The organism is Paraglaciecola sp. L1A13 (assembly GCF_009796745.1).
Taxonomy (GTDB): domain Bacteria; phylum Pseudomonadota; class Gammaproteobacteria; order Enterobacterales; family Alteromonadaceae; genus Paraglaciecola.
In genome coordinates, this window is the sequence record NZ_CP047024.1 from 3,981,751 (window position 1) to 4,007,678 (window position 25,928).

The window sequence follows — 25,928 nt, forward strand, 5'->3', positions numbered from 1 at the left end:
TTACGGTGATCATCAAATGATTGAGTCACACATAGTTAGCCTAAAAATTTTCTAACTCAGCTAAAAAACTTATCTTGCTGGGTTGTTACAAAGATAAAAGCAATGGTTGTGCCAGTGTGATATTTAATTAAAAAGATTAAGAATAACAAGGCTTGTAGGGCCATTACATGCAACGGTAGACAGAGGGTAGGAAAGGGGGAGTGGGAATTAATTGCACTGGCTATGCAATTATTACGAACAACAAGAAACGCCCTCATTTGGATTTAAAAGCACACCAATCTGCATGCTTTTAAAGACACTCACACTAATTCAGTGAATTGCCCAACCAAAGGCTGTAACAATCACTTGGTTTTGCTCTTTCGATGTTGAAATTCGCTCTTAGATTGTGCGCCGCCAGTTAAGGCAACCCGCATGGCCGTTTCAACATCAATATCCAGTGAAGTGACTTTGCTGCGGTCGATATATAGGGTGTAGCCCCCGATCTGGTAACTCAGGGGAATATACACCCCAATTTTTTCAGCGTCCTTAAACAAGCTTTTACCACCATCTTGGTTGGTAACAAAACCAATAAGATGAATACTGTCGCTGATTTGAACCGACACCACACTTTGCATTTTTTGCTGCTTTCCAACGTTGATTAAATTCACCGCGTCTTGAATTGCACCATAAAATGTTTTAACCAATGGAATACGCTCGAATATGAGTTCACCCCAGTGCAATAAAACCTTAATTACGTAGGCATTGACCAACAGTCCGGCAAAAAATAATAATACGATCCCCGTCACTAATCCCATACCTGGGAAGTACCATTGGGCAGGAATTATAGGAGTAAGCGCCATTTCAACGGTGGTAACAAGCCAATACAGTGCGTACAGGGTCAAGGTAATAGGGATTACCGCAAGCAGTCCTTGAACCACCAGCAGCATTATTTTTTTAAGCATTGTTCTATCTCAGCGGAGGTCACAGAAGCAGTCATTCGACGCAATGAATCTGCAATATTTCATTGATTTGAAGGAATTTTATCACGTTTTACAAGCAAGTTAGCAGTTCCCGCATGGCAGATTTATAATCTTTATTCAACTCGCGAATTGAGCTGCTTGTAAATCCCCTGATTACTGCACAAATTTTTGAATAATGGTTGCCATGCGATCTTTCACATCCAACAAGGTTAAATTATCTTCATCACAGGACTGTGCATGTTTGCCATTTAATTTCGCAACCTGACTGAGCGAATTTAAGTGACTCAATATTTGTTCTGTCACATTGGTTTGCTCACAAACTGCATCTACTATTTGCTGATTCACCTGGGAAATTTCTTCTATCGCACTGGTCACTGCTTTTAAGTTGCCATCAGCCTCTAGTACCTTGTCCACACTAGATTTAGTTTGTTCTTGGCCTTGGCTTATGGCGTTCACCGCATCGGTTGTGCCCTTTTGCACATTAGCAATCATTTGCTGGATTTCTTCAGTTGACTGCTGGGTCTTTGCCGCCAAGTTACGTACTTCATCTGCTACCACAGCAAATCCTCTGCCATGCTCGCCTGCTCGCGCGGCTTCGATAGCTGCATTCAATGCGAGTAAATTAGTTTGTTGGGCTATGCCTTGAATAACATCCAGTACGGAGCCAATTTTACGAGCATCTTCATTCAAATCAGCAATAACTTTGGCGGTGTCTTCTATTTGCTGAGACGAACTTGATATGGTTTCAATGGTTTCTTGCATCACGTTAATACTCGTAACGGCAGATTGGCTGGCTTGGGCGGCAGAGTCCGCGGCGTTTTGCACAGAATCCGCAATACTTTGCGCCACCCGCGACAATTGCTGCACTGCATTTTGAACGCTTACGGTGCCATTATTTTGCTCGGTAACGCCTTGGCTGATAGCCCCTGCACTGTCGACCAAACTTGAACAAACTCGGTCTAAATCTTGTTGGGTTGAGTCCAGTCCTGAGTAAATTTCAAGTAAATCGCTGCGTAAAGTCTCAATTGATTGCGCCATTTTACCTATTTCATCTTTGCGCTCAAAAGACAAAGGCTTCTCGAGACGGCCTAGACTGACGTAATAAATATGACGGCTAAGCTGACGCAGTGGTGTGGTGACCATGGCTTTAATGGCCCAAAGCAAAATCGCCACGCCTATCAAGAGCGTGAATACCAAACTGATACTGCCCCACCACAGCGAGCTAGCGACTTGTTCATTTTGATACTGGTTCTGTGCGATAACGTGTTGGTTTATTTGTGCGCTTAGAGATTCGAGCAATTTGGTGGGCGCGCGGTCAATACCCGTTACGGCGTTATCGCCAGCGTAAGGGTCAAAACCAGACTGAATAAATATCTCGTATCCTTTTTTATATTGTTGGAGTAAGGCGCTATGCTGAGCAGAGAAAAGAGCGAGCTGCTGACTAACGTCATCGCTCACGTCGATGCTTTCAAACTGCAGAAGATAATCCTCAATTTCATTGTGGCGAGCCAAAAAGCTATTCCAATACTTTTCTCGCTTAGCGCTATCTTTACCTCGCAGCAAAACGTTTTTCCATTCCTGAACTTGGCGCTTAAAATTTAAGTTCATGGTGTCGATAAGTAATGTTGCTTTGACGTCCCGCTCTAACAACTCACTATATTGCGTCATATGAGAGCTGAGATTATTGATTGTTACTGCCGCAATCAAACCAAGGACGATAACAAATGCCATCACTACACTGAATATTTTTGAACTTAGTTTTCTCATAGTAAACAGCATCTTATCCTATTGAATTAACGAAAGGTTATTCCGATTTATCGGTAAAAAGGGTTAAATTCGTTTCTGATACACAGTATTCTTTAACACAATCCACGCACTTGATAATTATATATCGCCCCATTCCAATATTTTATGAATAAAGTTGTTTAAGCTAAATATAATGACCCGTTTTCTGCGGCATTGGGTAGTCTTGTCCCGAGCGATAAATACTATTTTGATTCTTGGTTTAACCATATTTTATAATGATAGTAGTTCGTTAATCGTGATTTGTGTCATCAATCCACTTAAGTTGGGTTAAGGGATAGCCTAAAAACCATTTTGCCCTGTCTAGCACTATGCGTGTTTTAATGTGTTTAATAGATAACTTGGAATTGTCGCTTAAAGCCGTACATGCTTCGTTCAAGGCTTTGATATCGGGAAAACAACTAAGCTATATATAATCCACAGCGCCGCTGAGCTACATGCAATCCATGATATACGGCATATCTTTAATAACGTCAGCAAATTTGCGCCGCATCGCAGTACTGTTGTTATCAAAAGTAAAATACATCTTCACACAGCTGCTCTAAAACGACGGCAGCATGGGACCCTCTAAAATAGCCTGCTTCCTTTAACGCTTTAACCCGTTGAAAATACGCACTCGTGGATAGACTCACTTTTTCCGCTAATTCGATATTGGTTAAATTGGCTTGTAAATGCAAAACCGCCAGTATTTTTTGGTTATAGCTATCAATTTTGATTTTTTTTATGTTTCTATGCGAATGCCCCCTAAGCCTAGCGATTGGATTACGTATTAAAATGATAAATTACGCACAGGGTTGATGGTTCAATAAATTATGTATGTCGACCAGCACGATAACATTGCGTGACGAAAACATTCCCGCGCTTAGCATCTCATTTCATCTCGAGGGATACCCCCTACGAATACGCTCGCTGCATCATGTGAAAATGAAAAGAACAGATTAAGTAAACCTTAATAATCAACGCGCATGCTGGTGTTAACAAAGTGAGACCCGAAATATGACAATAGGATATTGCCCCACCATGGCTGCTGTTATTAGGTGTACCAAATCGTGAATAAAAGTGCTTGTCTATCTCTTGCTGGCTTTATTGCTCTTTCACCTTGTAGCACATCACATGCCGCTACATTGACACAAGCTGGGTGCCTTGCACTTTTTGCAACAGACAGCGAGTCAAATGTACTAGAACCAAAGATTGAGCCCAAACTCATTGCACGAACCATCAACATTAATACTCAGCCAATCTTTGATGAAAGCGCAGATGACACGGTGGCAATACACAGGTTTGCCAACTGGATGCACTATGACACCCAAGAAAGTGTGGTCAAACGCCTATTACCTTTTAAATCAGGGGAAGAGATCACTGCATACGAACTCGCCGAAGCAGAACGTATATTGCGCAGTGAAAGCTACCTCAGAGATGCGAGTGTAACGGCTGAGCGGGACTGCGGTGGCAATACTCAGGTCGATGTGACCACCTGGGATAACTGGTCTTTGCTACCGACCTTTAGTTTTGGGCGCAAGGGGGGAGAAAACAAATTAGCCCTAGGCTTTGAGGAAGACAACGTTTTAGGCACAGGAATACGCACCACTGTACGCTACAAAGAAGATGATCAGCGTTCAGGCTATCAAGTTGATTTTAGATCCCCTGTTCCTTATCTGTCTCACGCGACTATCTCTACCCGTTTTATGGACAATGACGATGGTCAATTGGTGCAGTTAATTCTCGATGATCCGTTTTATCAAAGCTCAACCAAGAATATGTTCAATATACATTATGAAACGGATCAACGAACCGAACGTCTGTACCAAAATGGTGGGACCCGCAACCGGTTTGCGCTGGATCACGATTTTCAACAATTTACTTACGGTTGGCTACTTGATAACAACCTTCAGGCTGATAAATACGGAAACGTGCTGCGCTTAACGGCTGGTATCACCAAGGATCGTACTCGTTTTACCTTACCTGAGTTTGAACAAACCCCACAGGACTCACTCTTCTTACCGGTCGACCGAGACTATCTTTACCCTTGGCTGGGGCTCGAGTACCGCCAAGCCGAATTCAAAGTGATGTCGAATGTATATCTCATTGGGCAAAACGAGGATGTGAACTTAGGTTGGCATCATAGTGTGCGTTTTGGGATCGATATGAACACTCAACAAACGGATTCTCGCTTGTTTCATTTGGACTTTAGCAGTGATAAGGGGTATCAGTGGCAAGATTATTTGCTGCTGTTATCCGCCCAAGGACAAAGTGTATTTGATGGCGATGAACAGAATCAATTGAAGATCGCTGTTAGCGCCGAGCATTTCTATCGACTCGACGACACTTGGTCATTGTATAGTAAGCAAAGTCTGGTGACATCTGCTCAGCAATTTCTCGATCAACCTGTGGTAATAGGTGGCGACACGGGAGCACGTGGTTATCCGTTGCAATATCAACACGGTGAGCATAGTGCTTTACTCAATGCAGAAGTACGCGTCTATCCAAAATACAACATCTATAAATTATTCGACGTGGGTATGGTTGCCTTTGCCGATGTAGGCCGCGCTTGGGGCGGGGACGAAGCGAGGCTGAATGACTCCGACTCGATACTATCAAGTGTCGGTATCGGCGCACGTATCTACGCCAGTCGCTCAAGCCATCGCAATGTCATTCACATCGATATCGCGAAGCCTTTAGTTAACTCTGAATTCGTCGATAGTTGGGAATGGCGCCTACAGGTTAAAAATAGCTTTTAACGTTCATCACGTCGCGCTATTTATCTTCATTAAATTTGGCCGACATTCCCATAGGCAAAGCGTATTTAACTTAGAGCGTTAGATCTCGCCACTCGCCTTCAGCTAAATCACCTAAACTGTATTCGCCAAACTGCGCTCGGTGTAGCGCATCAACGTGATAACCACAGGCTGCGAACATTCTTCTAACTTGATGGTATTTACCTTCATTTAGCGTCACATTAGCCACGTTTTCTTCGACTATTTCAATTTTAGCGGGTAAACATTGCTCTTCACCATCCCCTAAAATTACGCCTTTGGCAAACTCATCAACAATACTTTGCTGCAATGGTCTATCCACGTGGACAACGTATAGTTTATTAACGTGATGTTTGGGTGACGTAAGCTTATGTACTAATTTGGTATCGTCTGTGATTAATATCAGCCCTGAGGTGTCTTTGTCTAAACGCCCAACACTGACGATTTTAGGGTTGCGAGCCTCCCAGCGAGGTGGCAATAAGTCATAAATACGCATACCTTCGTTGTTATCGTGACTGCACACATACCCTAAAGGTTTGTTCAGCATAACCAAAATACCTTCAGGCATATCCAATGGCTCTGCGTCCACCAGCACGTTTGCAGGGTCAACTTTTTGCGATGGGCTCTTGGCAATCTCCCCTGCCACACGAACGCGTTTGTCTTTGAGCAAATAACGCGCTTCTCTGCGACTGCAATAACCTAAATTACTCAGTAGTTGGTCGAGACGTTTAACAGCAGGCATATATATTCCAATAGTTGAGGGGATAGGGTAAATAACGCTGACAATATTATCAAAAGTGAGGACTATTTTTGCGGCGCTGATTATGCCACACAGATAGGCAATACCAAACCACAGTCAACGAATGCAAATTAATTAGGTATGATCAATGTTTAGCTGAACAGCCAAGTAGAAGGTCTGGACGTAGGGCACCTTGTTACTTTAGGTCTCAATATTTATCTGCTCCCGTTTAAACAAAGCCTGTAAGACCTCTGTATAGGGCTGATATTTACGCCAATTACCAATAGATTTTCGATTGATGGCCTCTCGCACTTGCACTTTACTGGCAGTAGAAACTGGCGCTTGATTTTGCTCCACATGCAGGCATTGGGACTGCCAAGGTAGGTTACAAAAATGAAGTAATTGCTCTATGTTTTTCTGTGGTTCGCTAACGAGCTGCTCGTAATTCAACAACGTAAAGTTGTTAGTGTCTCTGGCCTGCCACTCATGCACTAACTGATGAAAACGTGCATAAAATTTCCCTATATTCTCTAAATCGTAGGCATAAGCATAATATGGACTGTTAAGTGAAAAAAGCTGGCGATAATTGCCTATGCAAGTATCCATAGGGTTACGCAACAAGCAGACGATCTTAGCATTCGGGAATGCTCTTCGTATTAAGCCGATATAAAAAAAGTTAAAGGGCAATTTATCGACGAAGCGTGGTGTATTCCCTACCACGGCTAGTGTTCGCTCAAGATAACGCTCGGCTATTTGCACAGGAGGTAACAACATTGCCTTTTGCAACGTTGCAACGTCTAGCACGTTAGGAGACGACGTCCCTGATAGCTCTTTCACTGCAACACCGAAATCCTGCAGTTCACCTGCGGATAACACGTCACTGTGGTTACTCAAAATTCGCTCGACGAGTGTTGTCCCAGAACGTGGCATACCCAACACGAATATAGGCTGGTCGCTAGCATGCCCTTGCCCTGCTGCCATTTCTTTGCTGCTCGGCGCGCTTAACTGGGTTTGTTGCACACTGTTGAAAAGCATTTCGTCGTCATGGAATGTGTATGTCAAACTGTTGAGTTTGTCGCGTTTTGCCGCCTGTAAGCTCTCAAAAGCACGATGATATTGCCCAAATGCCTCGTATTCTTTGGCTAGCGCGTGAGCGATATGCAGTGATGCATCAACGTGCTTGGTGCGTTTAGCCGTTGCCTGTAATCGTGCTACATGGTTGGCCTGTGCTGATACACCACCAAGATCCGAAAGGGCGAAATGTGCTTGATGATAATCAGGGGCTAAGGTGATTGCCCGCTCAAAATAGACTCTAGCGATAGCAAACTGGCCAGCAAATTTACTGGAAACAGCAAAGTTATAACAAAACTGTGCATTGTCTTTGTCCACAAGTAAGGCTTTAGCAAAATACTGCAATGCTTTTTCATGCAGCCCCACGCGACTTAGGGCAACACCAAAGGTATCGAGTGCTAATGGACTATTCACTTGCAACAGAGGGGCCTGTTCTACGGCATGGAGCACCCGCTGTGCTTCCCCTCTGAGGGAGTAGCATTTGGCAAGATAAACCCAGTACTCAACATGAGTAGAAAGAGATAATGCTTTTTCTAGCAACTTTATCGATTTTGCAATTTGTCCCACTTCGATATTGACCATAGCTAACAAAAAGTAGGCGTCGCTGTGCGATGGATCGTGCTTAATAATTTGTACACTCAAGCTGTGCGCTTGCGCAAAATCACGTTTATTAAGCGCAGTGATAGCCTGTTGATGTAACTGCTTAATTTCTTGCATAGGTCTCTTAATTTGCCTCAACATTTGACTATATTGACGCTAGCTGAATAATAATATCAATAAAAAAGGGCACCTTAGGTGCCCTGAATAGTCGATTATCGCTTACATACCAAATTGATAATTGAATTTTAACCCAATGGTACGCGGTCTTTCTAAGTAATGGCCATAGTAACGCAACAGATCACCACGGTTTGAGTTGGTATCAGGGGCCACTGCCAAACCAATATCGCCTAAGTCGTTTCGTGAAGAACTAAAAGCGTATTTGTCGAAGAGGTTATCTACATATAGGGTGACAGTCCAATCTTCATCAGATAACGATGCGCTCACGTTACTCAATGCATAACCCGAAATCACTTCACCTGATTCGTGCAGGCCAATTTTAGAATAAACATCGCTTTGCGCAGTAATACCGTAAGTCACATCAAGTAGTTTATCGCCCATGACCTCAGTAGAGTATTTAAGACCAAGGGAGAACTGATGTTCGGGTGAGCCTGGCAAGCGGTCGCCATCTAGGGCGTCTGAGTCATCAAATAACTCAGGTACATCTTCGGTCAATTCAGCCTTCGTAAACGCATAGGTCGCATACGCGCTTAACTCATCAGTAAAAATGGCTCGGGACATCATCTCGACCCCTTTCGAATTGGCTTTGCCTGCATTAACTAAGATTGTTTGTTGACCGTTCTCCGTGTTGCCGGTTACCTGAGCATCATCCCAGTCGACATTAAACAGCGCCATATTAAAATGGAACTTGTTCTTTAACCAGGTACTCTTCAAACCGAGTTCATAGTTGGTAGTGGTGTCTGGCGCGTAAATTTGCTCATTAGGCAAGGCGCAGACTTCTTGAGTATCACCGCTAGAATCAGGATTGCACGCCCCAACGCCATTGGCTCCGCCAATTCTAAAGCCCTCGCTCAACGTGACATAACCCATTACGTCAGCTGTAAATTGATAACTGGCATTAAATTTAAACAAGCTGCCACTATCGTCCGCTTTATTTTCAAGTGGGGCCAAGATAATCTCATCTCCTTGCCTGAAATCATCGGCACCTTCCTCAACAGTGATAGCCGTGTAAAGTAGGGGCAAATCCACATCAGACGCGGTTTCTAAATCGTACTGGTAAAAACGCGCACCTAGGGTGATATCCAACTGATCCGTCACCGCATAGCTCACTTCGCCGTACAGGGCTTTTTCGGTGATTTCCGTTTCATCAACTGAGATGTACTCAAGAGCGTCTTCACGTAAATTCCCCCCCGTTTCCCAGACGTTAATCGCATATTCATCAAAGTTAGGAGTGAATTCTAAACTTGCTCCATCACTATCGATATTGTTATAAAAGGCACCTACGATCCAACTTAAGTCAGAGTCGCCTTTGGATACTAGGCGCAGTTCTTGGGTGAACACGTCTCGATTGTCAAGCTCCCGGGTGTAGCTTGAAAATGCGGGAAACTCTTCGTAGCTATACGCTAGCCTTATCAGCAAGTCTGTTTGGTCTCGTTGACCGACCGCCTCAAAACTTGATTTTCCTGTGGCTGATACCAACTCTGCAAACCCTAAATCAACGCTTAATTCTAAGCTAAGCAAATCGTCTTCTTTTTCACGCGGCTCTACATAGCGGTAGGCTGATTCATATTTGCCAATCACGTCACCCAAACCATTATCTGGCGACAAAGCGTCGTAATGCACGATTGAGCGCCCTTCGACTTCTTGCTTTTGATAGAAATACGTTAAGGTGGCATCTATATCTTCGGTGGGGGTCCAGCGAAGAGCAACGCGGCCAGATAAAGTATCTTCACCGTTGGCGTCTTTTTTCGAACGCAAGTTGTCTGCGACATCGTTGGGATCTTGCCAATCGGGATCAGCAATCGATACCCCGCCTTCGCGTACAAGGTAGTTGTAATCAATAAAACCGGGGTCGTGTAACTTGTTAAGCGACATCCGTAGTCCAAGTACATCATCAATTAAGGGGGTATTAAATACAAAACCTGCTTCTGCACCGACACTGTCACTTTCATTCATGCTGGAAACATTGCCGTATACTTCAGCAGAAGTCGTATCAAGCTCGACTTGTTTTGGTAAATAGCGAATTGCGCCACCTAACGTTCCCGCGCCGTAAAGTGTGCCTTGAGGACCAATTAATACTTCTACGCGCTGAATGTCATTCAAACGCATATTGATGAATAAGGGGATCTCACCAACGTAAGTGGAAACGGTACCACCGTCTGAGCTGGGGCCTGATGAGTTAGTGTTTAACCCTCTGACGATAATAGGTGAATCACTGCGTCCGCCTTGGTCGGTAATGGTTAAACCGGGTACCCAGCGCGCCACATCATCTAAATCGGCGATATTTTGTTCTGCTAAGGTATCGGAGGTAAGGGCGGTGATGTTCAAGGGCGCTTCCTGCAATGAACCAGCGCGGCGTGTCGCTGTGACTTCGATCGTCTCAATGCCAATATCTGCACTTTGTGCCCATACCGAAGGAATAGGAGCAAAAGTGGCTGAAACCGCCAAAGCAATTGATGTGTGTTTAGTTAGGAAGCGTTTAGCTATCGCCATGCGTATGTCTCTTTTTATGGTTAACGGTTGCGTATTAAATGTATGTTCAGGTTTAACTCAGCAGGTTTCATGCCTGTTTTATCTCATTTGCGCGCTAAAGCAGGGTAAAAATACAACCGGCGATGCGCATAATTTATATTTTTATGCATAAATAATGGTTTTGTATGAGTGAAATCTAAAAGCGCACCTTAATGATGCATTGCGCCAGAAAATTCAAGGAAACTTTACTGGAATTGAGCTTGCTCGATAAAAAAAGTAGAAATCACTACCGTACGCACCAAATAGAAGTGGTTAATAATGCATAACTATTCACTTAATTAAATTGGCATCTCGATAATCGACCCTGAACGGCTCAGCTAGTGATACATGTAAACCCGTTTAAGAGCTTAATTTGCCTGAAGCAGACAAAAAGATACACAGCTAGGTTAGGCTCAATCCCCCTGCCTATTGGGAATACTTTATTAGGTGTGATGAGGCTTTTAGAACAAGAGTCTCGAATGCAGGTCGAAAATGTATCAATAGAAAGTGAGGTAGGTGAGGAAAGTGAGCAGCATACAATCATGCTGCTCTATTTTGCTTGTTATAAATCGCTGTGAGGGCCAAACACTTCATAATGAATTTGCGCGTCCTTAACGCCTAAATCCAATAATTGATTTTTAATAAACGACATAAATCCTGTAGGGCCACAGATATAAAAATTACCACTGCCCAAGGGCAACTGCTGCGCCATGGGTGCTAACGACATTAACCCGCTAAAAACATTATCTTGCTCAGGAGCGTGGTTTGCATACCAAGTATATGCATTAAGCTCAGGTGTTATTTTTTCAAGCTCAGCAACGCGTTGTGTAAATGAATGTTGCTCAGGATTTTCGCACGCATGTAAAAAATGTATCGGTGTTTGAGGATGGCTATCTACCGTGGCCTCAAGCATCGACATCATAGGTGTCAAACCCACTCCAGCTGAGATAAGCACAGTCGGTAAATGTTGATGTTGTAAAAAGAAGTCGCCAGCCGGTGGCAATATGTCTAACACATCCCCTTCCTCGACGGAATCATGTAAATGGTTTGATACCAAGCCATTTACTTCACCCTGTTCACGTTTCACACTGATACGATAAGTGCTGGAGTTGGGTTTGTCGGATAATGAATATTGACGCATTTCAGCATATTCACAGTGCTTAGGCTGGACTTTAATGCCCAAATACTGACCCGGTTTGTACCCGATAACAGGTTTACCATCCACTGGAGACAATACAAAACTGGTCACCAACGATGACTCAGGCGTTTTACTAAGCACAGTAAATTTTCGTTGGCCTAACCAGCCTCCAGGAGCTTGTTCTGTTTGCTTATAAAGGTCCCCTTCGCGATTAATAAATATATTAGCCAATGCACCGTATGCTTCCGTCCAGGCTTGCTCTACCTCAGGCGTGAATGCATCTGGCGCTAGTTCGCGAAGCGTTTCTATTAAATGATGTCCAACTATATCGTAATGTTCAGGTTGAATAAAAAAACTCGTGTGTTTTTGGGCCACTCGCTCAACAACTTCACTTAGCACACCTAAGTTATCGATATTTTTAGCATAAGCTGTAATCGCACTAAAAAGCGCAAATTGTTGACGACCATTGGCTTGATTAGCCATATTGAATATATTTTTAAGCTCAGGGTTTAAGCGAAACATGCGCTGGTAAAAATGATCGGTGATCGCAACTCCTGCTGATTCCAACAAAGGAATGGTACTTTTCACAGTGGCGATAGTATGAGCTGACAACATAAAAATCCTCTAATTAAGTCAAGTAAAAAAATATCGTGGGTTTATCTTAGAAATTTAATCGGGTTTACCATCAACGCGGGCCCGAATAAGAACTGGCAGGTAGTGCCAAAGAAATAATACAAACGCCGTTAGCCATAATCCTGCACTTAGCTGCCAAGAAATAACAACGTGAGGAGTGAAAGCAGAAAATGCGCGCACAATCCCTGCGAGTAATAACAGAGCGAAAGCGCCACTCAAACTAACACTAACCTTGAGTGCGCGGCCGGTATGACCCAGTGAAACTCTGGACATCATGCTTAATATCATGCCCGAAACAGCGCTTATGCTAATGAGATGCAGTGCATCTTTAAGGGCTAACATAGAAGTGAGTAAGCTTATACTGACCAATAATAAGCCTATTGCCATCGCGAAATAAGCTAAATGCAAAGACCACAACAGCGGCACTTGCCAAATACCCGGATGATACCAACGCCAAAGACGCCATAAATGTCCACACCCAAGCATGATTAATAGGCCACTGGTTTCAAGGGTAAAGTCAGCAAAAAACTGTGCAGCAAATACCCCTGTTGTAATAAGTGATAACCAGAATAGAGCGTTATCTAACCATGGGTTTTTATATTGTTTCTGGGTAAGTGCTCTGGCGGTAAAAAATGGGATGACCCTTCCGCCAACAAGCGTTATGAGGGCGCACAACAACACAATTGCGCTTTGGGAAAAATGAGAAGCTAGTGCGTATTCTTGCTTTAACACCATAGTCACGAATAAAGCATTTAAGCTAAACATACCCACCAAGAGTAAAATTAAAACACGATTGGCAGTATTTTTTGATTTAATAATCAAGTAGCTAAAAAAACCAACAACGCCAAACCACCACGAAAATTGAGCTACGCTAAACAAGAATATGCTTTCTGGTGTATCGCCTAATAATAAGCTCACTCGCGCAATAAACCAAAGCAACGTTAATCCCATAAGAGCTAAGCCATTAATGCTGCGCAAGCCAGTCCAAGTTTGTACAGCCGTCAATAAAAAACCTGCAGCAATACAGGCTGCAAAACCAAATATCATTTCATGGGCATGCCATAACGTGGGCGGCATCGTAAAGTTAAGGGTCCATTTCCCGCTAAACCACAATGCCCATACACCTATTGCCAACACTGCCCATACAGTACCAAATAAGAAGAATGCCCTAAATGCTAATGAAAATAGAATCGTTCCAAAACCACCGGTTACATTATTGACCATAGGCTCATTAGGTAATCGAAGTTTGCTGGTTCCATTACTGGCGTTATTGGCTAGTTTATTAATAGGATTATTTACTGGCATATTCATAATCTAATAAACCGCCTTATGCTGTTCATATTGGGCAATACATCTGCAGACGTAAGCCACTTTGAGCACACTGGCACTGATAATGATTAATATATGACTAACTATCTGTTGTCCCAAAGAAAACAAATCGGACAAGGGATAACTAATAGCGATGCTAAGCAACAGTAACCCTAACGAAATCGCCAGAATAGAATTCGCTATGTTGAACAACCTGCTATAACGCGTGACAGGATTACTTACCTCAAAAGACGCCATGAATTACTCCTATGTTCACATCTCACTGCTGTTAGTAGCAATGAAATGGCCGATATAGCATAGATACAGCAGTAATAGTGCCAACATATATAAATCATAAATATCAACAAGTTAAAAAACAAAATAAAAAATAAAGAGTCATAATGACCTATCGTAAAAAGTCAATATGACTCAAATGATGCTTTATGACACAAAGAAAAATTTGTGTCATTATCCACATATCAAAGTCCAGATAATTGGCGAATAGAAAACATGATCGAGCTCAACTCAACACTTCTATTAGAAGTAGCACTAGATTTAGCTAACAGTATTACCAGTGAAGATCGATTCGATAGATTGCTTTCTTCTATTCGAAAAGCCATTAATTGTGATGCGGTCGTCTTACTTGCTTATCAAACGGATCAGCTGAAACCCTTAGCAATTCAAGGTTTGGCACCCGACACTTTAGGACGCCGCTTTAAGCTGAGTGATCATCCTCGTCTGAGCCTTATCTGCACTGCAGAGCAACCTGTGCGCTTCCCTTCAGACTCAACACTCGCCGATCCTTACGATGGTTTATTGTTGGCTCAAGACGGAGATCTACCTGTGCATTCATGCATGGGATTGCCGTTATACAGTGACGAACAACTGATGGGCGTGCTAACACTTGATAGCCTGCAGCCCAATGCATTTAGCAATATACCCGAGCGTACGTTGCAGCTAATATCGGCCTTATCTGCTGCCACGCTTAAAACGGCGATTCAGCTTAAAGTACTAGAACAACGTGCCCAACAAGCCCAAGATTTAGTGCAAGAACTGACCCATGAAGCGTTAACCCGAGACGGTGGTGAGTTGATTGGTAAAAGCCCAAGCATGTTGGCGCTTAAAAGTGATATTCAGTTGGTTGCAGGTTCTGATTACACTGTTTTGGTCATGGGGAAAACAGGAGTTGGCAAAGAGTTAGTTGCACGAACCGTACATCAATTATCCAATCGCCGAGAGCAGCCCTTGGTGTATCTTAATTGTGCATCAATCCCAGAAACGTTGGCAGAAAGTGAGTTATTTGGGCATACCAAAGGGGCTTTTAGTGGCGCAGAAAAAGAACGTCCAGGTAAATTTAAGTTAGCCGACTGCGGCACCATTTTTCTAGACGAAGTAGGTGAATTGCCGTTAAGCGTACAAAGCAAACTACTGCGGGTGCTGCAAAGTGGCGAGATTCAGCCCGTGGGTAAAGACAGAGTCAACATAGTCAATGTGCGTATTGTCGCTGCCACCAATAGAGATCTAGCAGAGGAAGTCAAACTAGGGCGTTTTCGCGCCGACCTTTATCACCGTCTATCTGTGTATCCGATTAGGGTTCCTGAACTTAAAGATCGTGAAGATGATGTTCTACTACTTGCCGGCTACTTCTTAGAAGTCACAGCTCGGAAACTCGGAATACGTCAACTAAAAATGCGGCCTGAAGTACAAGAGGCCCTGCTTGAGTATTCCTGGCCGGGTAATGTACGCGAGCTTGAACATGTTATTAGCCGTGCTTCTTTAAAAGCATCACGTAACACAGAGCAGCAAGATATTATCTCTATCACCCCTGAAGATTTAGATTTCGAACGTACGGTATCAACTGATGCAGAGCATGATAATTCACTTAATACAGACAATAATAATATCGTTTCATTAGTCCAGCAAGGGCTCAAATCGATGACTGAAGCCTTTCAAAAAAAGCACATCACTGATGCTCTGAATAATAATAACGGGAACTGGACGCAGGCAGCAAAGCAATTAGACATGGACCGAGCTAACCTGGCGCGCTTGGCTAAACGTTTGGGCATCATTGTTGAAAAAAATATTAAGCAGTAACCACTCTGAGTCCGCTAGAGGTTTATCTGATAAAGACAGAAGCATACCACTAGCGATGGTGTTTATAATCAATACAACATATGCATAATCGTATATTTTGATTAATTTTAAGCCCCACAATCAAACTACGCTCTTATCGAAGACGTTGATAATTAGTAGGGATCCATTCAAATCCCGTTTCCACTTTACGCACATGGCCCAAACCAGGAAACTGCAAATGTGCGCCAGCCATCAACGCTTTGCTATTCGCTACTTGTTGAAATATTCGAGATCGCTGCTTTTGAGCTTCTTCAGGGTTAGAATCAAAATCGATGGTAATGTCAGGATGAGGAAATTGCACGGCTGGAGCATGAATAAGATCACCAATGATCCACATTTCCTGCCCGTTGCTTTGCACATGATACGACGTATGCCCAGGCGTATGACCATAGGTCGCGTCCGTACTTATACCGGGCACTATCTGTTGACTACCATCAAAGCCGTCTACTTTGTTGTCCAGAACATAAGGGTTAAGTGATGCCATGGCCCCTTGAAAAAAACCTTTTTGAGCATCTGGCGCTTTGTTCATTTCTATCTCACTTAACCAAAAGTCAAGATCGCGCTTATCGGCATGAATAGTTGCATTGGGGAACACACGCTTGCCATCTCGCGCCAAACCACCAACATGGTCTGCATGTAGGTGTGTTATTAGAATATGGTCCACGTCACTTGATTCATAACCAGCGGCCTGTAAGCTGGTTATTAACTTACCCAATGTTGGGCCATACAACTTACCAGCACCAGTATCCACCAACACTAACTCATCGCCCGTATTAACCAGATAGCCATTGACTGAGGTTTCAGTAGGGCTACTTAAAAATACCTGAGTCAGTTGAGCTTGCGTTTTATTACTTTCTTGATGCAATAACTTGTCCATTGGCAGATCAACGGTGCCGTCACTTAAGGCGGTAATTTCAAATTGCCCTAATAGCGTACGATAAAAGCCAGCGGAAGAGGCGCGCTCAGGCTCTTCATTCGATAAAACTTGAAATGATAAAGTAAGACCCACTACAAAACCCTGAATTAAGAGCAAACGACGCGTTATGTTCGTTGTTTTCATGCACAATATTCCTAATGACGATACGATCGTTCGTTACATTATCAGTTTTCCATAACGCCTAAAAGAGAGTTATTTAGTGGTTCAATAAGCTGAGCCACAGAATAATCACCTTAACAAATCACAAAAAAGCAGTTAAAAACGCCACCAGAAAACGAATCCAGCAGTGAAAAAAACCAAAAAATAAACCAGTGATGCACTAATCTTATAATAGGTCTACAAAAACAGCTGTATTAATATACTATTCCTGAACACTATCATTAAAAGTTATCGGTAAAATATTTTCCATATGTTTTAGTGATATAACTGAGGTTCAGGACCATGTTTTTTTCTCGTGCAAAATCAAAACTAGAAACACCGATATCCGACAGTTTTGAGTCATCATTTATTCGCTCACTTGAGCGCCATTGCGCTACTATTTCTTTTTCACCCGAAGGCATAATATTAGACGCAAACCCTTTATTTTTAAGCACGGTAGGATACAGCCTATCCGAGATAAAAGATCAGCACCATCGGATTTTTTGCACTAAAGAAGAGTCGGAATCTAGACCGTATCAGTCATTTTGGACGCAGCTGGCACAAGGTGAAAGCACCAATGGAACCTTTTTGCGAAAAAGTAAAGATGGCGGTGACTTATGGCTCGAGGCGACTTATTTTCCTGTGGAGCAGAATGGTAAAATTGTTAGAATTATAAAAATTGCTAATGATATCACCGCTGAAAAACAACGCTTAGACAGCCAAACGGCCATTTTTGAATCCCTTGATCGTTCAAACGCACTGATTGAGTTTACACCGACTGGTGAGGTGATAAGCGCTAATTCTAATTTCTTACAAACCATGGGTTATAGCTCGGTCAATGATATAGCGGGCAAGCACCATCGTATGTTTTGCTCTGAGGATTTCTACCGTGAAAATCCTAACTTCTGGACTGAATTGGCTAACGGGGAATTTAAAGGTGGTCAATTTAACCGACTGACAAAAACGGGCAATACTGTATGGCTTGAAGCCACGTATAACCCTGTACTTGATGAGCAAGGGCATGTGATAAAAGTCGTGAAAATCGCATCAAATGTGACACCTCGTATCGAGCAGCAACTTGCGACACAAGAGGCCGCAGAAATTGCTTACAGTACATCAATGCAAACGGCTAAAATATCCCAAGACGGCGCCGTTATTTTGCAACGTACCGTAGATACGTCAAGTGCAATCGTAAGTAGCACACTTACTTCTACCGATTTGATCGAACAGTTAAATAAACGCTCACAGGAAATTTCAAAAATTGTGACAACCATTAGCGCTATTGCTGATCAAACTAATTTACTTGCACTTAATGCCGCCATTGAAGCGGCTCGTGCGGGGGAGTACGGACGTGGCTTTGCCGTGGTGGCAGATGAAGTTCGTACCCTTGCTGCTCGAACAGTCAGCTCGACCGCTGGAATCGAACAATTAGTCACCAGTAATAGTGCGCTCACGCAAAAAGCCAAAGACAGCATAGCCGATATTCACGAGCAATCACTGCAAAGCGCAAAACAAGTTGAAGAAGCTGCGACTATAATTGAAGAAGTGTTAACGGGGGCAATATACGTGAGTGAAACAGTTAACCAGCTACGTAACGAAAACTAACATTATAGCTGGTCCCATAATTATGAAGTAACCAGCTATTAATGACTTAAATTAATACGATTTGTAGGGTAAGAACTTACCTGATAACTCAATACTAACCCTATCACCCGCGCTATTTTCTTCCCGTTTGATATCCATCGAGAAATCAATAGCGCTCATAATTCCATCTCCAAACTCTTCATGGATCAAAGATTTAATTGTTGAACCGTATACGTTTATCATCTCATATAAACGGTACAGCAACGGGTCGCTTGGCACACTTTCAGTAAACGAGCCTTTGTAAGGCACCACTTGTAACCAAGCCTCAGCGTTCTCGTCTAAATCAAACAGCTTGGCAACAATGCTTGCTTGTTGGGCATTAAAGGTCATTTGCCCAAGACATCCAGCGGTTGTCCACTCCTTCGACTGTCCTACATCCAGAGCAACTTGTTGCCAAGTAATACCTTTTTGTACTTTTGCTACCAGAATGGCTTGCGTTACTTGTTCTCTGCTTTGCATAAAGATCGACTCCTAATTAAAATGATAATGTAATTTTTTACGCTAAAAATAAGTAAATAAAATACAGATTGCTAATAAGCAGCACACTAGCAACGCCTTGCCAAAATGCTACGGGATTACGCTCCATAATGGGTGGTTTAGCTTTGCGGACGAAATCTACGTTAGGATTGCGCAAGTCATGTACGAACTCTGAAAGCTCTGAATAACGCTTAAAAGGGTCAACTCGAAGAGCCTTGTATAAGGTGGCATCTAACCATGCGGGTAAAACGCTATTGTCATCTCTAACAGATTGATAAATTAATCTATTTTGCTGAGCACGGGTACGTGTTTTAGCCACATGGGTATGATAGGGAAAGCGGCCGCTAAGCATGTGATATGCCAAAACAGCTAATGAAAATATATCTGAGCGAGGCGTGCCAACTTCGCCTAAAAAGTATTCCGGCGCCATGTATAAGGCGGTACCGAGCAATTCATTGTTGCGACATCCCTGCCCCACTTCCTGCAAACCAGCCACCGTGGTCGAACCAAAATCGATGATTTTTACTGTGCCTTGTTTATCAAGCATAATGTTTTCAGGACGAATGTCTTGGTGCAACATATCGAGGCGATGAAAAGCCTGTAACCCTTTAGCAATTTGCTCGATGATTTGACGCACCGCTTCAAGTTCAGGTTTGGGGTTGTCGGTCATCCATTGGCGTAATGACTGGCCTTGCACATATTCAGCCACAGAATAAATGAACTGCTTAGCCCGTAAGCTAGGGGGTATATTGAGTACATGAGGATTATGTATTCGCCGCCCGATCCATTCTTCTAAACAGAACCGCTCTAAATATTCATCGTTATCAGATAAATCTACTGAGGGCGTCTTCAAAACGCATTGTTGCGAAGTCGATAAATCCTCAGCCAAATACACATGGCTACGTGGAGATACATGTAACGAGCGAATAATGCAATAACCGTCAAAATTTTCTCCCGCTTGCAACATAGGCGGCAAAGGCAAGGCGGTCAATTCGCTGGTAATAGGCTTGTGCTGTGATTCAATTAAAGCTTCTACTATAGCGACTTGTAATGTCAGGTTGTCATCACCGCCGTTATTCAGCGCCTGTTGCACCAACGCCTCAGCAAGTGTGTTCGCAGAATGTTCATCATCAATAGCTAGCGTAGATGTGACGGTTTGAAGCATATCCCCAGGGGTTAAATATTCGTGTACACCGTCAGTACACAAAATAAACGTATCGCCTTGGCAGACTGCTAAATGAGAATAATCGATATCAAGCTGGGGATGCATTCCTAGCGCGCGACTCAAGTAACTTTTACCTTGTGCGGCATACTGTCGATGGTCATTAGAAAGCTGCTCTAATACGCCGTGACGTAAAAGGTAAACTCGCGCATCGCCAACATGAAAAACATGCGCAGTATCACCTTTGATAACCAACGCACTAAAAGTGCACACATAACCTTTCTCAATGTCGTAGCGAAATTCACTTTGCTTGGTGTAACCATGCAACCACGCATTGATAGACTGCATCACTCGTCTTGCGGATGTTTCAACTGACCAGGCATCAGATGTGGCATAGTAATCTTGCAAGAAACTATTAACCGCAGCTTTACTCGCTACCTGACTTACGCTGCTACTGCCGATACCATCTGCAATAGCCAGCACTTGCCCTTTTAAGCGACTTTGCGCGTCATTAGTACTATGCCAACCGCAATAATCCTGGTTTATAGATTTAAGGCCAGCAATACTATGCTGGCCAACCGTTAACTTAGCGAGTTGCATGCTCAGCAACTGAGCTTGAGGCTAAATCAGCCGTTTTTGTATAAGGTAAATTGCGTTTTGGTCCTGTACGCACGTGCGTGGTATACAAGGTCAAGCCAGTAAAGGCTAAGCCGCCCACTAGGTTACCCAGTGCAGTAGGGATCTCGTTCCATACGAGGTAATCCATTACTGAAAACTCACCACCTAATATTAGGCTGAATGGGAACAAAAACATATTAACGACTGAATGCTCGAAACCCATAAAGAAGAACAAGAATATCGGCATCCACATGGCGATCACTTTACCGCTGACATTAGTTGAAATCATTGCGCCAACCACGCCAAGAGATACCATCCAGTTACACAACATGCCGCGAATAAAAATAGTAAACCAACCCGCAGTACCATATTCAGCATAACCCAAAGTACGTGCTTCTCCGATCGAGGCAACTTTCTTACCAATAGCGCCGGGGTCGGTGTTAAACCCATAAGTAAAGATGAAGGCCATCATAATGGCGACTGTTAACGCGCCACCAAAATTGCCTATAAAGACTAAACCCCAGTTGCGCAATACTCCTTGAATAGTCACACCGGGTCGCTTATCAATAAGCGCTAATGGCGTCAGGACGAAAACTCCAGTGAGCAGGTCAAATCCCATTAAATACAACATACAAAAGCCTACAGGGAATAAAATAGCCCCCAGTAGGAACATACCCGTTTGCACCGCAATCGTAATAGCAAAAACCGCCGCCAACGCTAAAATTGCACCTGCCATATAGCCGCGTATCAATGTATCTCGCGTCGACATAAATACTTTCGATTCCCCTGCGTCTACCATTTTAGTGACAAACTCTGCCGGTAATAAATAAGCCATAAGTAACCCCGTTTAAGTGAATGTGTTTAGCTAGTTTTGAATCTTGTTCGGTACTTCATTAATTTTGTCCTTTCAAGCAAACCAAAAAAAAACGGCGCTAGTCTTTCCGCTATGAAGCAGAAAAAACTAGACGCCGTCGTCTGAATTAATTTGTTTGAGAGGACAAAATCCCCCGAATACACATTCTGTGTTACAAGTCTTATGCCAACAGAATAAAATCAATATTTTCAGTAGGTTAATTTATTTATGGAGTATGACGCTGGCACGAAATGGTGCAAAAGTGCTCTTTAAATGAATCAAATGCAACATTTTGGCGCACGATACGTGCACGAATAGGCAGCGACGATTGAGGCTTAATAATAACCACTGAGAATAAGATTGGATATAGGTAACCTATGTTGCGCCAACCGCGTTGCGCTAACCGAGTTACACCAACCGCGTTGCGCCAACCGAGTTGCGGGCGACGCTCGATCCCAACTGGTCGCTTACAAAAAACGTATGATGTTAAAACTAGACTGAAAAGTCGAAATTGGAGCGCGAAACGAGATTCATATCCGCTAACCGCGTTACGGCAAGTGCGTTGCGGCAACCGCGTTGTCGCGACTGGTCGCTTACCCAAAAATGTATAGTATTGAAACTTGACTGAATAGTCGAAATTGGAGCGGGAAACGAGATTCATATCCGCTAACCGCGTTACGGCAAGTGCGTTGCGGCAACCGCGTTGTCGTGACCCCTTGGGGTCGCATACTAAGTAATTATATTCCATTACTTTCAACGTCTAAATTTGGAGCGGGAAACGAGATTCATAACCGCTAACCGCGTTACGGCAACCGCGTTGTCGCGACTGGTTGCTTACCCAAAAATGTATAGTATTGAAACTTGACTGAATAGTCGAAATTGGAGCGGGAAACGAGATTCGTAACCGGCAACCGCGTTGTCGCGACTGGTCGCTTACCCAAAAATGTATAATATTGAAACTTGACTGAATAGTCGAAATTGGAGCGGGAAACGAGATTCGAACTCGCGACCCCAACCTTGGCAAGGTTGTGCTCTACCACTGAGCTATTCCCGCATAATGATATGGTGTTTACTAACTTTGTCACTTTGTAAATTTGGAGCGGGAAACGAGATTCATATCCGCTAACCGCGTTACGGCAAGTGCGTTGCGGCAACCGCGTTGTCGTGACCCCTTGGGGTCGCATACTAAGTAATTATATTCCATTACTTTCAACGTCTAAATTTGGAGCGGGAAACGAGATTCGTAACCGGCAACCGCGTTGTCGTGACCCCTCGGGGTCGCATACTAAGTAATTATATTCCATTACTTTCAACGTCTAAATTTGGAGCGGGAAACGAGATTCGAACTCGCGACCCCAACCTTGGCAAGGTTGTGCTCTACCACTGAGCTATTCCCGCATCATGATTTGTGACAAAATCATCCGCTGTAGTTAACAGCGGGTGCGCATTTTACAAAAACTAGCTGAGGACGCAAGCCCTAAATTGCATTTATATGAAATTGATAAGGTTAAATGCGTAGTTTATCGGCATTGTGCTGAAGAAAAGTACAAAGCTGAAAATTGTTATTCAAATATTGAATATATGCTGACGGTAGTAAACCAGCTCGGCAATTGATTCGCGGATATCATCTAAGGCTAAATGCACACCCTTTTTAGTAAATCCGTCTAGTACTTCAGGCTTCCAGCGTTTAACCAACTCTTTAAGCGTGCTGACATCAATATTGCGATAATGAAAATATTCTTCCAATTCCGGCATATATTTCACCATAAACCGCCTGTCTTGCCCAATGGTATTCCCGCAAAGAGGCGACGCGCCTTTAGGCACATACTTTTCAAGAAACCGAATCGTTTCTGCTACAGCTGTTTGCTCATTAATACTGCTCTTTTGGCAACGCTGGGTTAATCCCGATTTACCGTGAGTATCAATACACCATTGGTTCATGTTGTTGAGCACATCGTCAGATTGATGTATGGCTAAAACAGGCCCCTCTGCCAAGATGTTTAGATTGGCATCTGTCACTATTGTGGCTATTTCTAACACAACATCTACTTCGGGATGCAATCCGGTCATCTCCATATCAATCCAAACAAGGTTTTGTGCATCAACCGTCATAGTTACTCCTAAAATCGCGCTAAATTAAGTTGGTGAAAGGAATTGCTATAATTCCGTCCGAGCTAACGTTACCATAATACTAGATATTAGAAGCAAATGCAGATATTCGCCTGTGTCGAAAAAACCAAAACTTACGCATAAACAGCGCCGTCAAGTCTCAAATAATCGTACTAAGCGATTGGCTGTGCCAGCGACTACCCCAACTGATGATCAACTAGAGGATCAACGAGCAGGTCGTGTTATCGGCCGCTTCGGCAAGCATGCTGACGTTGAAGACAGTGAAGGTAATATTCATCGATGTCATATTCGTCGTACCGTTATCAGCGTAGTCTGTGGTGATGAGGTGTTATTCCGTCCCGGTAAAGACGGTACTGAAAACATCAGTGGCGTCATTGAAATAGTCCAAGATCGTAAGTCAGTACTGACTCGCCCTGACTTTTATGACGGTGTTAAGCCTGTGGCTGCCAACATCGATCAAATTATTATCGTGAGCTCTGTTATACCCGCCTTGTCATTGAACATTATTGATCGCTACTTAGTGGCCTCAGAAGATGTGGGGATCGAACCGGTGATCTTGCTTAATAAAGTAGAGCTTTTAACGGATGCTGAGCGCGAGAACGTCGAAAAACAATTACAAATTTATCACAACATTGGTTACCGGGTGGTTTATACCAGCTGTAAAACGCACACAGGAATAAGCGACCTTGCTTTGTGTTTAAAAGATAAAATTAGCGTCTTCGTGGGTCAATCGGGTGTAGGTAAATCTAGTTTAATCAATGAATTACTACCTGATGCTAGTGAGATCACCAAAGAAGTTTCTGACAACTCAGGTTTAGGCCAGCACACGACTACCACAGCCAAGTTGTTACACTTCCCTCAAGGCGGTGATTTAATTGACTCCCCAGGCGTACGTGAATTTGCACTATGGCACATGCCCATGGAGCGTTTAACTTGGGGGTTCAAAGAGTTCAGAGATTATATCGGCGGCTGTAAATTTCGTGATTGTACGCATGGAGACGACCCAGGCTGTATTATTCGCGCCGCCGCAGAGAAAGGTGATATCAGCATGCAACGCTATGAGAGCTATCACAAAATACTGTCAAACCTAGATGAACAGCGGCCTGCCCACAGTAAAGTTTAACAAACGCTTAGATAATTAGCCTATTTAAGGCGGTCAGTGAATTATTGATCGCCATATTTAACTAGCATATAGCCCAACGTGCTTATCATCCTTCACACAAAATAAAATATTGCTGTACAATCACCTACGGTAAAAACTTTTCGTTTTAGGATGCTAATTTTGTTCGACTCGCTAAAAATTGCTTTGCAATACATCACCCCTAAGCATTTGATTTCAAGGCTAGTAGGTAAACTTGCCGCTGCCGAAGCAGGTGGTTTAACCACGGCTTTAATTAAGCTATTTGTTAAACAGTACAACGTCAATATGTCAGAAGCTGAGCGTGAAAACCCAGCTGATTATTCGTCATTCAATGAATTTTTCACTCGCGCCCTAAAAAGTGATGCACGGATTATTTGCCCTAACGCACAAGACGTAGCGATGCCAGTTGATGGTGCAGTAAGCCAATTAGGCGATATTAGGCACGACAATATTTTCCAAGCTAAAGGCCACGATTACAGCTTAACGACTTTACTCGGTGGAAAACCTGAATTAGCTACAGCTTTCAAAAATGGTAAATTCGCCACTGTGTATTTATCGCCAAAAGACTATCATCGAATTCATATGCCAATAGATGGTCAGCTGACTGATATGGTATATGTGCCCGGTGATTTGTTTTCTGTCAGTCCTCTAACTGCGGAACGTGTTCCTGGTTTATTTGCACGAAACGAGCGTGTCGTCGCCATTTTTTCTACACCTAAAGGCAAAATGGCTATGGTATTAGTGGGCGCAACAATCGTTGCCAGCATTGAAACCGTTTGGGCAGGTACAGTGTCGCCACCAGTGGGTAAAAATGTCGTGCATTGGCAATATCCAAGTGAAGGAGAAGAATCCGTTTTCCTCAAAAAGGGCGACGAATTAGGTCGTTTCAAATTAGGCTCGACCATAGTGGCTTGTTTCGAGCCCAATATGGTGGAATTCGCTGACTATAACGCTGGAGATGAAACTCGCCTCGGTGATGTTTTCGCTACTTTGACTAAATAGT

Annotated in this window: 18 protein-coding genes, 2 tRNA genes and 2 pseudogenes; 6 read left to right on the forward strand and 16 right to left on the reverse strand. The window is 43.3% G+C overall.

Translation table 11 applies throughout. From position 1 onward, the window contains the following. Window positions 1-341: 341 nt before the first annotated feature. From GQR89_RS16865 to GQR89_RS21595, 3 genes are all read right to left on the reverse strand, one after another. Window positions 342-941, reverse strand: a complete 600-nt coding sequence (locus GQR89_RS16865; protein WP_158771123.1) for a DUF502 domain-containing protein — start codon at window positions 939-941, stop codon at window positions 342-344. 171 nt (window positions 942-1,112) lie between these two features. Then, window positions 1,113-2,726, reverse strand: coding sequence for a methyl-accepting chemotaxis protein (locus tag GQR89_RS16870; RefSeq protein WP_158771124.1), 1,614 nt, complete (start codon window positions 2,724-2,726; stop codon window positions 1,113-1,115). A gap of 545 nt (window positions 2,727-3,271) precedes the next feature. Then, on the reverse strand, window positions 3,272-3,439 hold the full coding sequence (locus tag GQR89_RS21595; RefSeq protein ID WP_233269007.1) for a winged helix-turn-helix domain-containing protein: 168 nt from the start codon (window positions 3,437-3,439) through the stop codon (window positions 3,272-3,274). Window positions 3,440-3,811: 372 nt separating this feature from the next. On the opposite strand from GQR89_RS21595, the gene GQR89_RS16880 reads away from it, so the two are divergent. Further along, complete coding sequence (locus tag GQR89_RS16880) at window positions 3,812-5,500, forward strand: outer membrane protein assembly factor (RefSeq protein ID WP_158771125.1); 1,689 nt, start codon at window positions 3,812-3,814, stop codon at window positions 5,498-5,500. Window positions 5,501-5,570: 70 nt separating this feature from the next. On the opposite strand, the gene GQR89_RS16885 is transcribed toward GQR89_RS16880, so the two are convergent. The 6 genes from GQR89_RS16885 to GQR89_RS16910 form a co-directional block, all read right to left on the reverse strand. Then, a complete protein-coding gene (locus tag GQR89_RS16885; RefSeq protein ID WP_158771126.1) occupies window positions 5,571-6,257 on the reverse strand; it encodes a pseudouridine synthase in 687 nt (228 codons plus the stop codon). 198 nt (window positions 6,258-6,455) lie between these two features. After that, the gene (locus GQR89_RS16890; protein ID WP_158771127.1) at window positions 6,456-8,042 is read right to left on the reverse strand and encodes a sulfotransferase; all 1,587 of its coding nucleotides are present in this window, start codon (window positions 8,040-8,042) and stop codon (window positions 6,456-6,458) included. Between the two features lie 102 nt (window positions 8,043-8,144). Continuing rightward, complete coding sequence (locus tag GQR89_RS16895; protein ID WP_158771128.1) at window positions 8,145-10,595, reverse strand: TonB-dependent receptor; 2,451 nt, start codon at window positions 10,593-10,595, stop codon at window positions 8,145-8,147. Window positions 10,596-11,175: 580 nt separating this feature from the next. Next, on the reverse strand, window positions 11,176-12,366 hold the full coding sequence (hmpA, locus tag GQR89_RS16900) for an NO-inducible flavohemoprotein (protein ID WP_158771129.1): 1,191 nt from the start codon (window positions 12,364-12,366) through the stop codon (window positions 11,176-11,178). 54 nt (window positions 12,367-12,420) lie between these two features. Beyond that, window positions 12,421-13,695 carry an NnrS family protein gene (locus tag GQR89_RS16905; protein ID WP_233269008.1) on the reverse strand — a complete coding sequence of 425 codons (1,275 nt, stop codon included), beginning with the start codon at window positions 13,693-13,695 and terminating at the stop codon, window positions 12,421-12,423. A gap of 3 nt (window positions 13,696-13,698) precedes the next feature. Further along, window positions 13,699-13,950: a hypothetical protein gene (locus GQR89_RS16910; protein WP_158771130.1), complete on the reverse strand. Its 252-nt coding sequence runs from the start codon at window positions 13,948-13,950 to the stop codon at window positions 13,699-13,701. Between the two features lie 252 nt (window positions 13,951-14,202). On the opposite strand from GQR89_RS16910, the gene norR reads away from it, so the two are divergent. Then, the gene (gene norR, locus GQR89_RS16915; protein ID WP_158772308.1) at window positions 14,203-15,786 is read left to right on the forward strand and encodes a nitric oxide reductase transcriptional regulator NorR; all 1,584 of its coding nucleotides are present in this window, start codon (window positions 14,203-14,205) and stop codon (window positions 15,784-15,786) included. 133 nt (window positions 15,787-15,919) lie between these two features. Here norR and GQR89_RS16920 read toward each other — a convergent pair whose 3' ends face one another. Further along, window positions 15,920-16,885: an MBL fold metallo-hydrolase gene (locus GQR89_RS16920; RefSeq protein ID WP_158771131.1), complete on the reverse strand. Its 966-nt coding sequence runs from the start codon at window positions 16,883-16,885 to the stop codon at window positions 15,920-15,922. A gap of 318 nt (window positions 16,886-17,203) precedes the next feature. Here GQR89_RS16920 and GQR89_RS21780 point away from each other — a divergent pair. Together GQR89_RS21780 and GQR89_RS21785 are read left to right on the forward strand one after the other, a co-directional pair. After that, a pseudogene (locus tag GQR89_RS21780) lies at window positions 17,204-17,965 on the forward strand (PAS domain-containing protein); the annotation flags it as partial. Between the two features lie 207 nt (window positions 17,966-18,172). Beyond that, window positions 18,173-18,505: pseudogene (locus tag GQR89_RS21785) on the forward strand (methyl-accepting chemotaxis protein); the annotation flags it as partial. Between the two features lie 51 nt (window positions 18,506-18,556). Here GQR89_RS21785 and cynS read toward each other — a convergent pair. The 6 genes from cynS to orn form a co-directional block, all read right to left on the reverse strand. Continuing rightward, on the reverse strand, window positions 18,557-19,003 hold the full coding sequence (gene cynS / locus GQR89_RS16930; RefSeq protein ID WP_158771133.1) for a cyanase: 447 nt from the start codon (window positions 19,001-19,003) through the stop codon (window positions 18,557-18,559). Window positions 19,004-19,040: 37 nt separating this feature from the next. Beyond that, window positions 19,041-20,783 (reverse strand): bifunctional protein-serine/threonine kinase/phosphatase, encoded by a 1,743-nt coding sequence (locus GQR89_RS16935; RefSeq protein ID WP_158771134.1) that lies wholly within the window; start codon window positions 20,781-20,783, stop codon window positions 19,041-19,043. After that, complete coding sequence (locus tag GQR89_RS16940) at window positions 20,770-21,636, reverse strand: formate/nitrite transporter family protein (protein ID WP_158771135.1); 867 nt, start codon at window positions 21,634-21,636, stop codon at window positions 20,770-20,772. Before GQR89_RS16940 ends, GQR89_RS16935 begins: the two co-directional genes overlap by 14 nt. Before the next feature lie 997 nt (window positions 21,637-22,633). Continuing rightward, a tRNA-Gly gene (locus tag GQR89_RS16945) sits at window positions 22,634-22,708 on the reverse strand. A gap of 269 nt (window positions 22,709-22,977) precedes the next feature. Then, window positions 22,978-23,052: transfer RNA gene (locus tag GQR89_RS16950), tRNA-Gly, on the reverse strand. Between the two features lie 168 nt (window positions 23,053-23,220). Then, complete coding sequence (orn, locus tag GQR89_RS16955; RefSeq protein ID WP_158771136.1) at window positions 23,221-23,766, reverse strand: oligoribonuclease; 546 nt, start codon at window positions 23,764-23,766, stop codon at window positions 23,221-23,223. Window positions 23,767-23,878: 112 nt separating this feature from the next. On the opposite strand from orn, the gene rsgA reads away from it, so the two are divergent. Both rsgA and asd read left to right on the forward strand, forming a co-directional pair. Continuing rightward, window positions 23,879-24,907, forward strand: coding sequence for a small ribosomal subunit biogenesis GTPase RsgA (rsgA, locus tag GQR89_RS16960; protein WP_158771137.1), 1,029 nt, complete (start codon window positions 23,879-23,881; stop codon window positions 24,905-24,907). Window positions 24,908-25,066: 159 nt separating this feature from the next. Beyond that, on the forward strand, window positions 25,067-25,927 hold the full coding sequence (asd, locus tag GQR89_RS16965; RefSeq protein ID WP_158771138.1) for an archaetidylserine decarboxylase: 861 nt from the start codon (window positions 25,067-25,069) through the stop codon (window positions 25,925-25,927). Window position 25,928 lies beyond the last annotated feature (1 nt).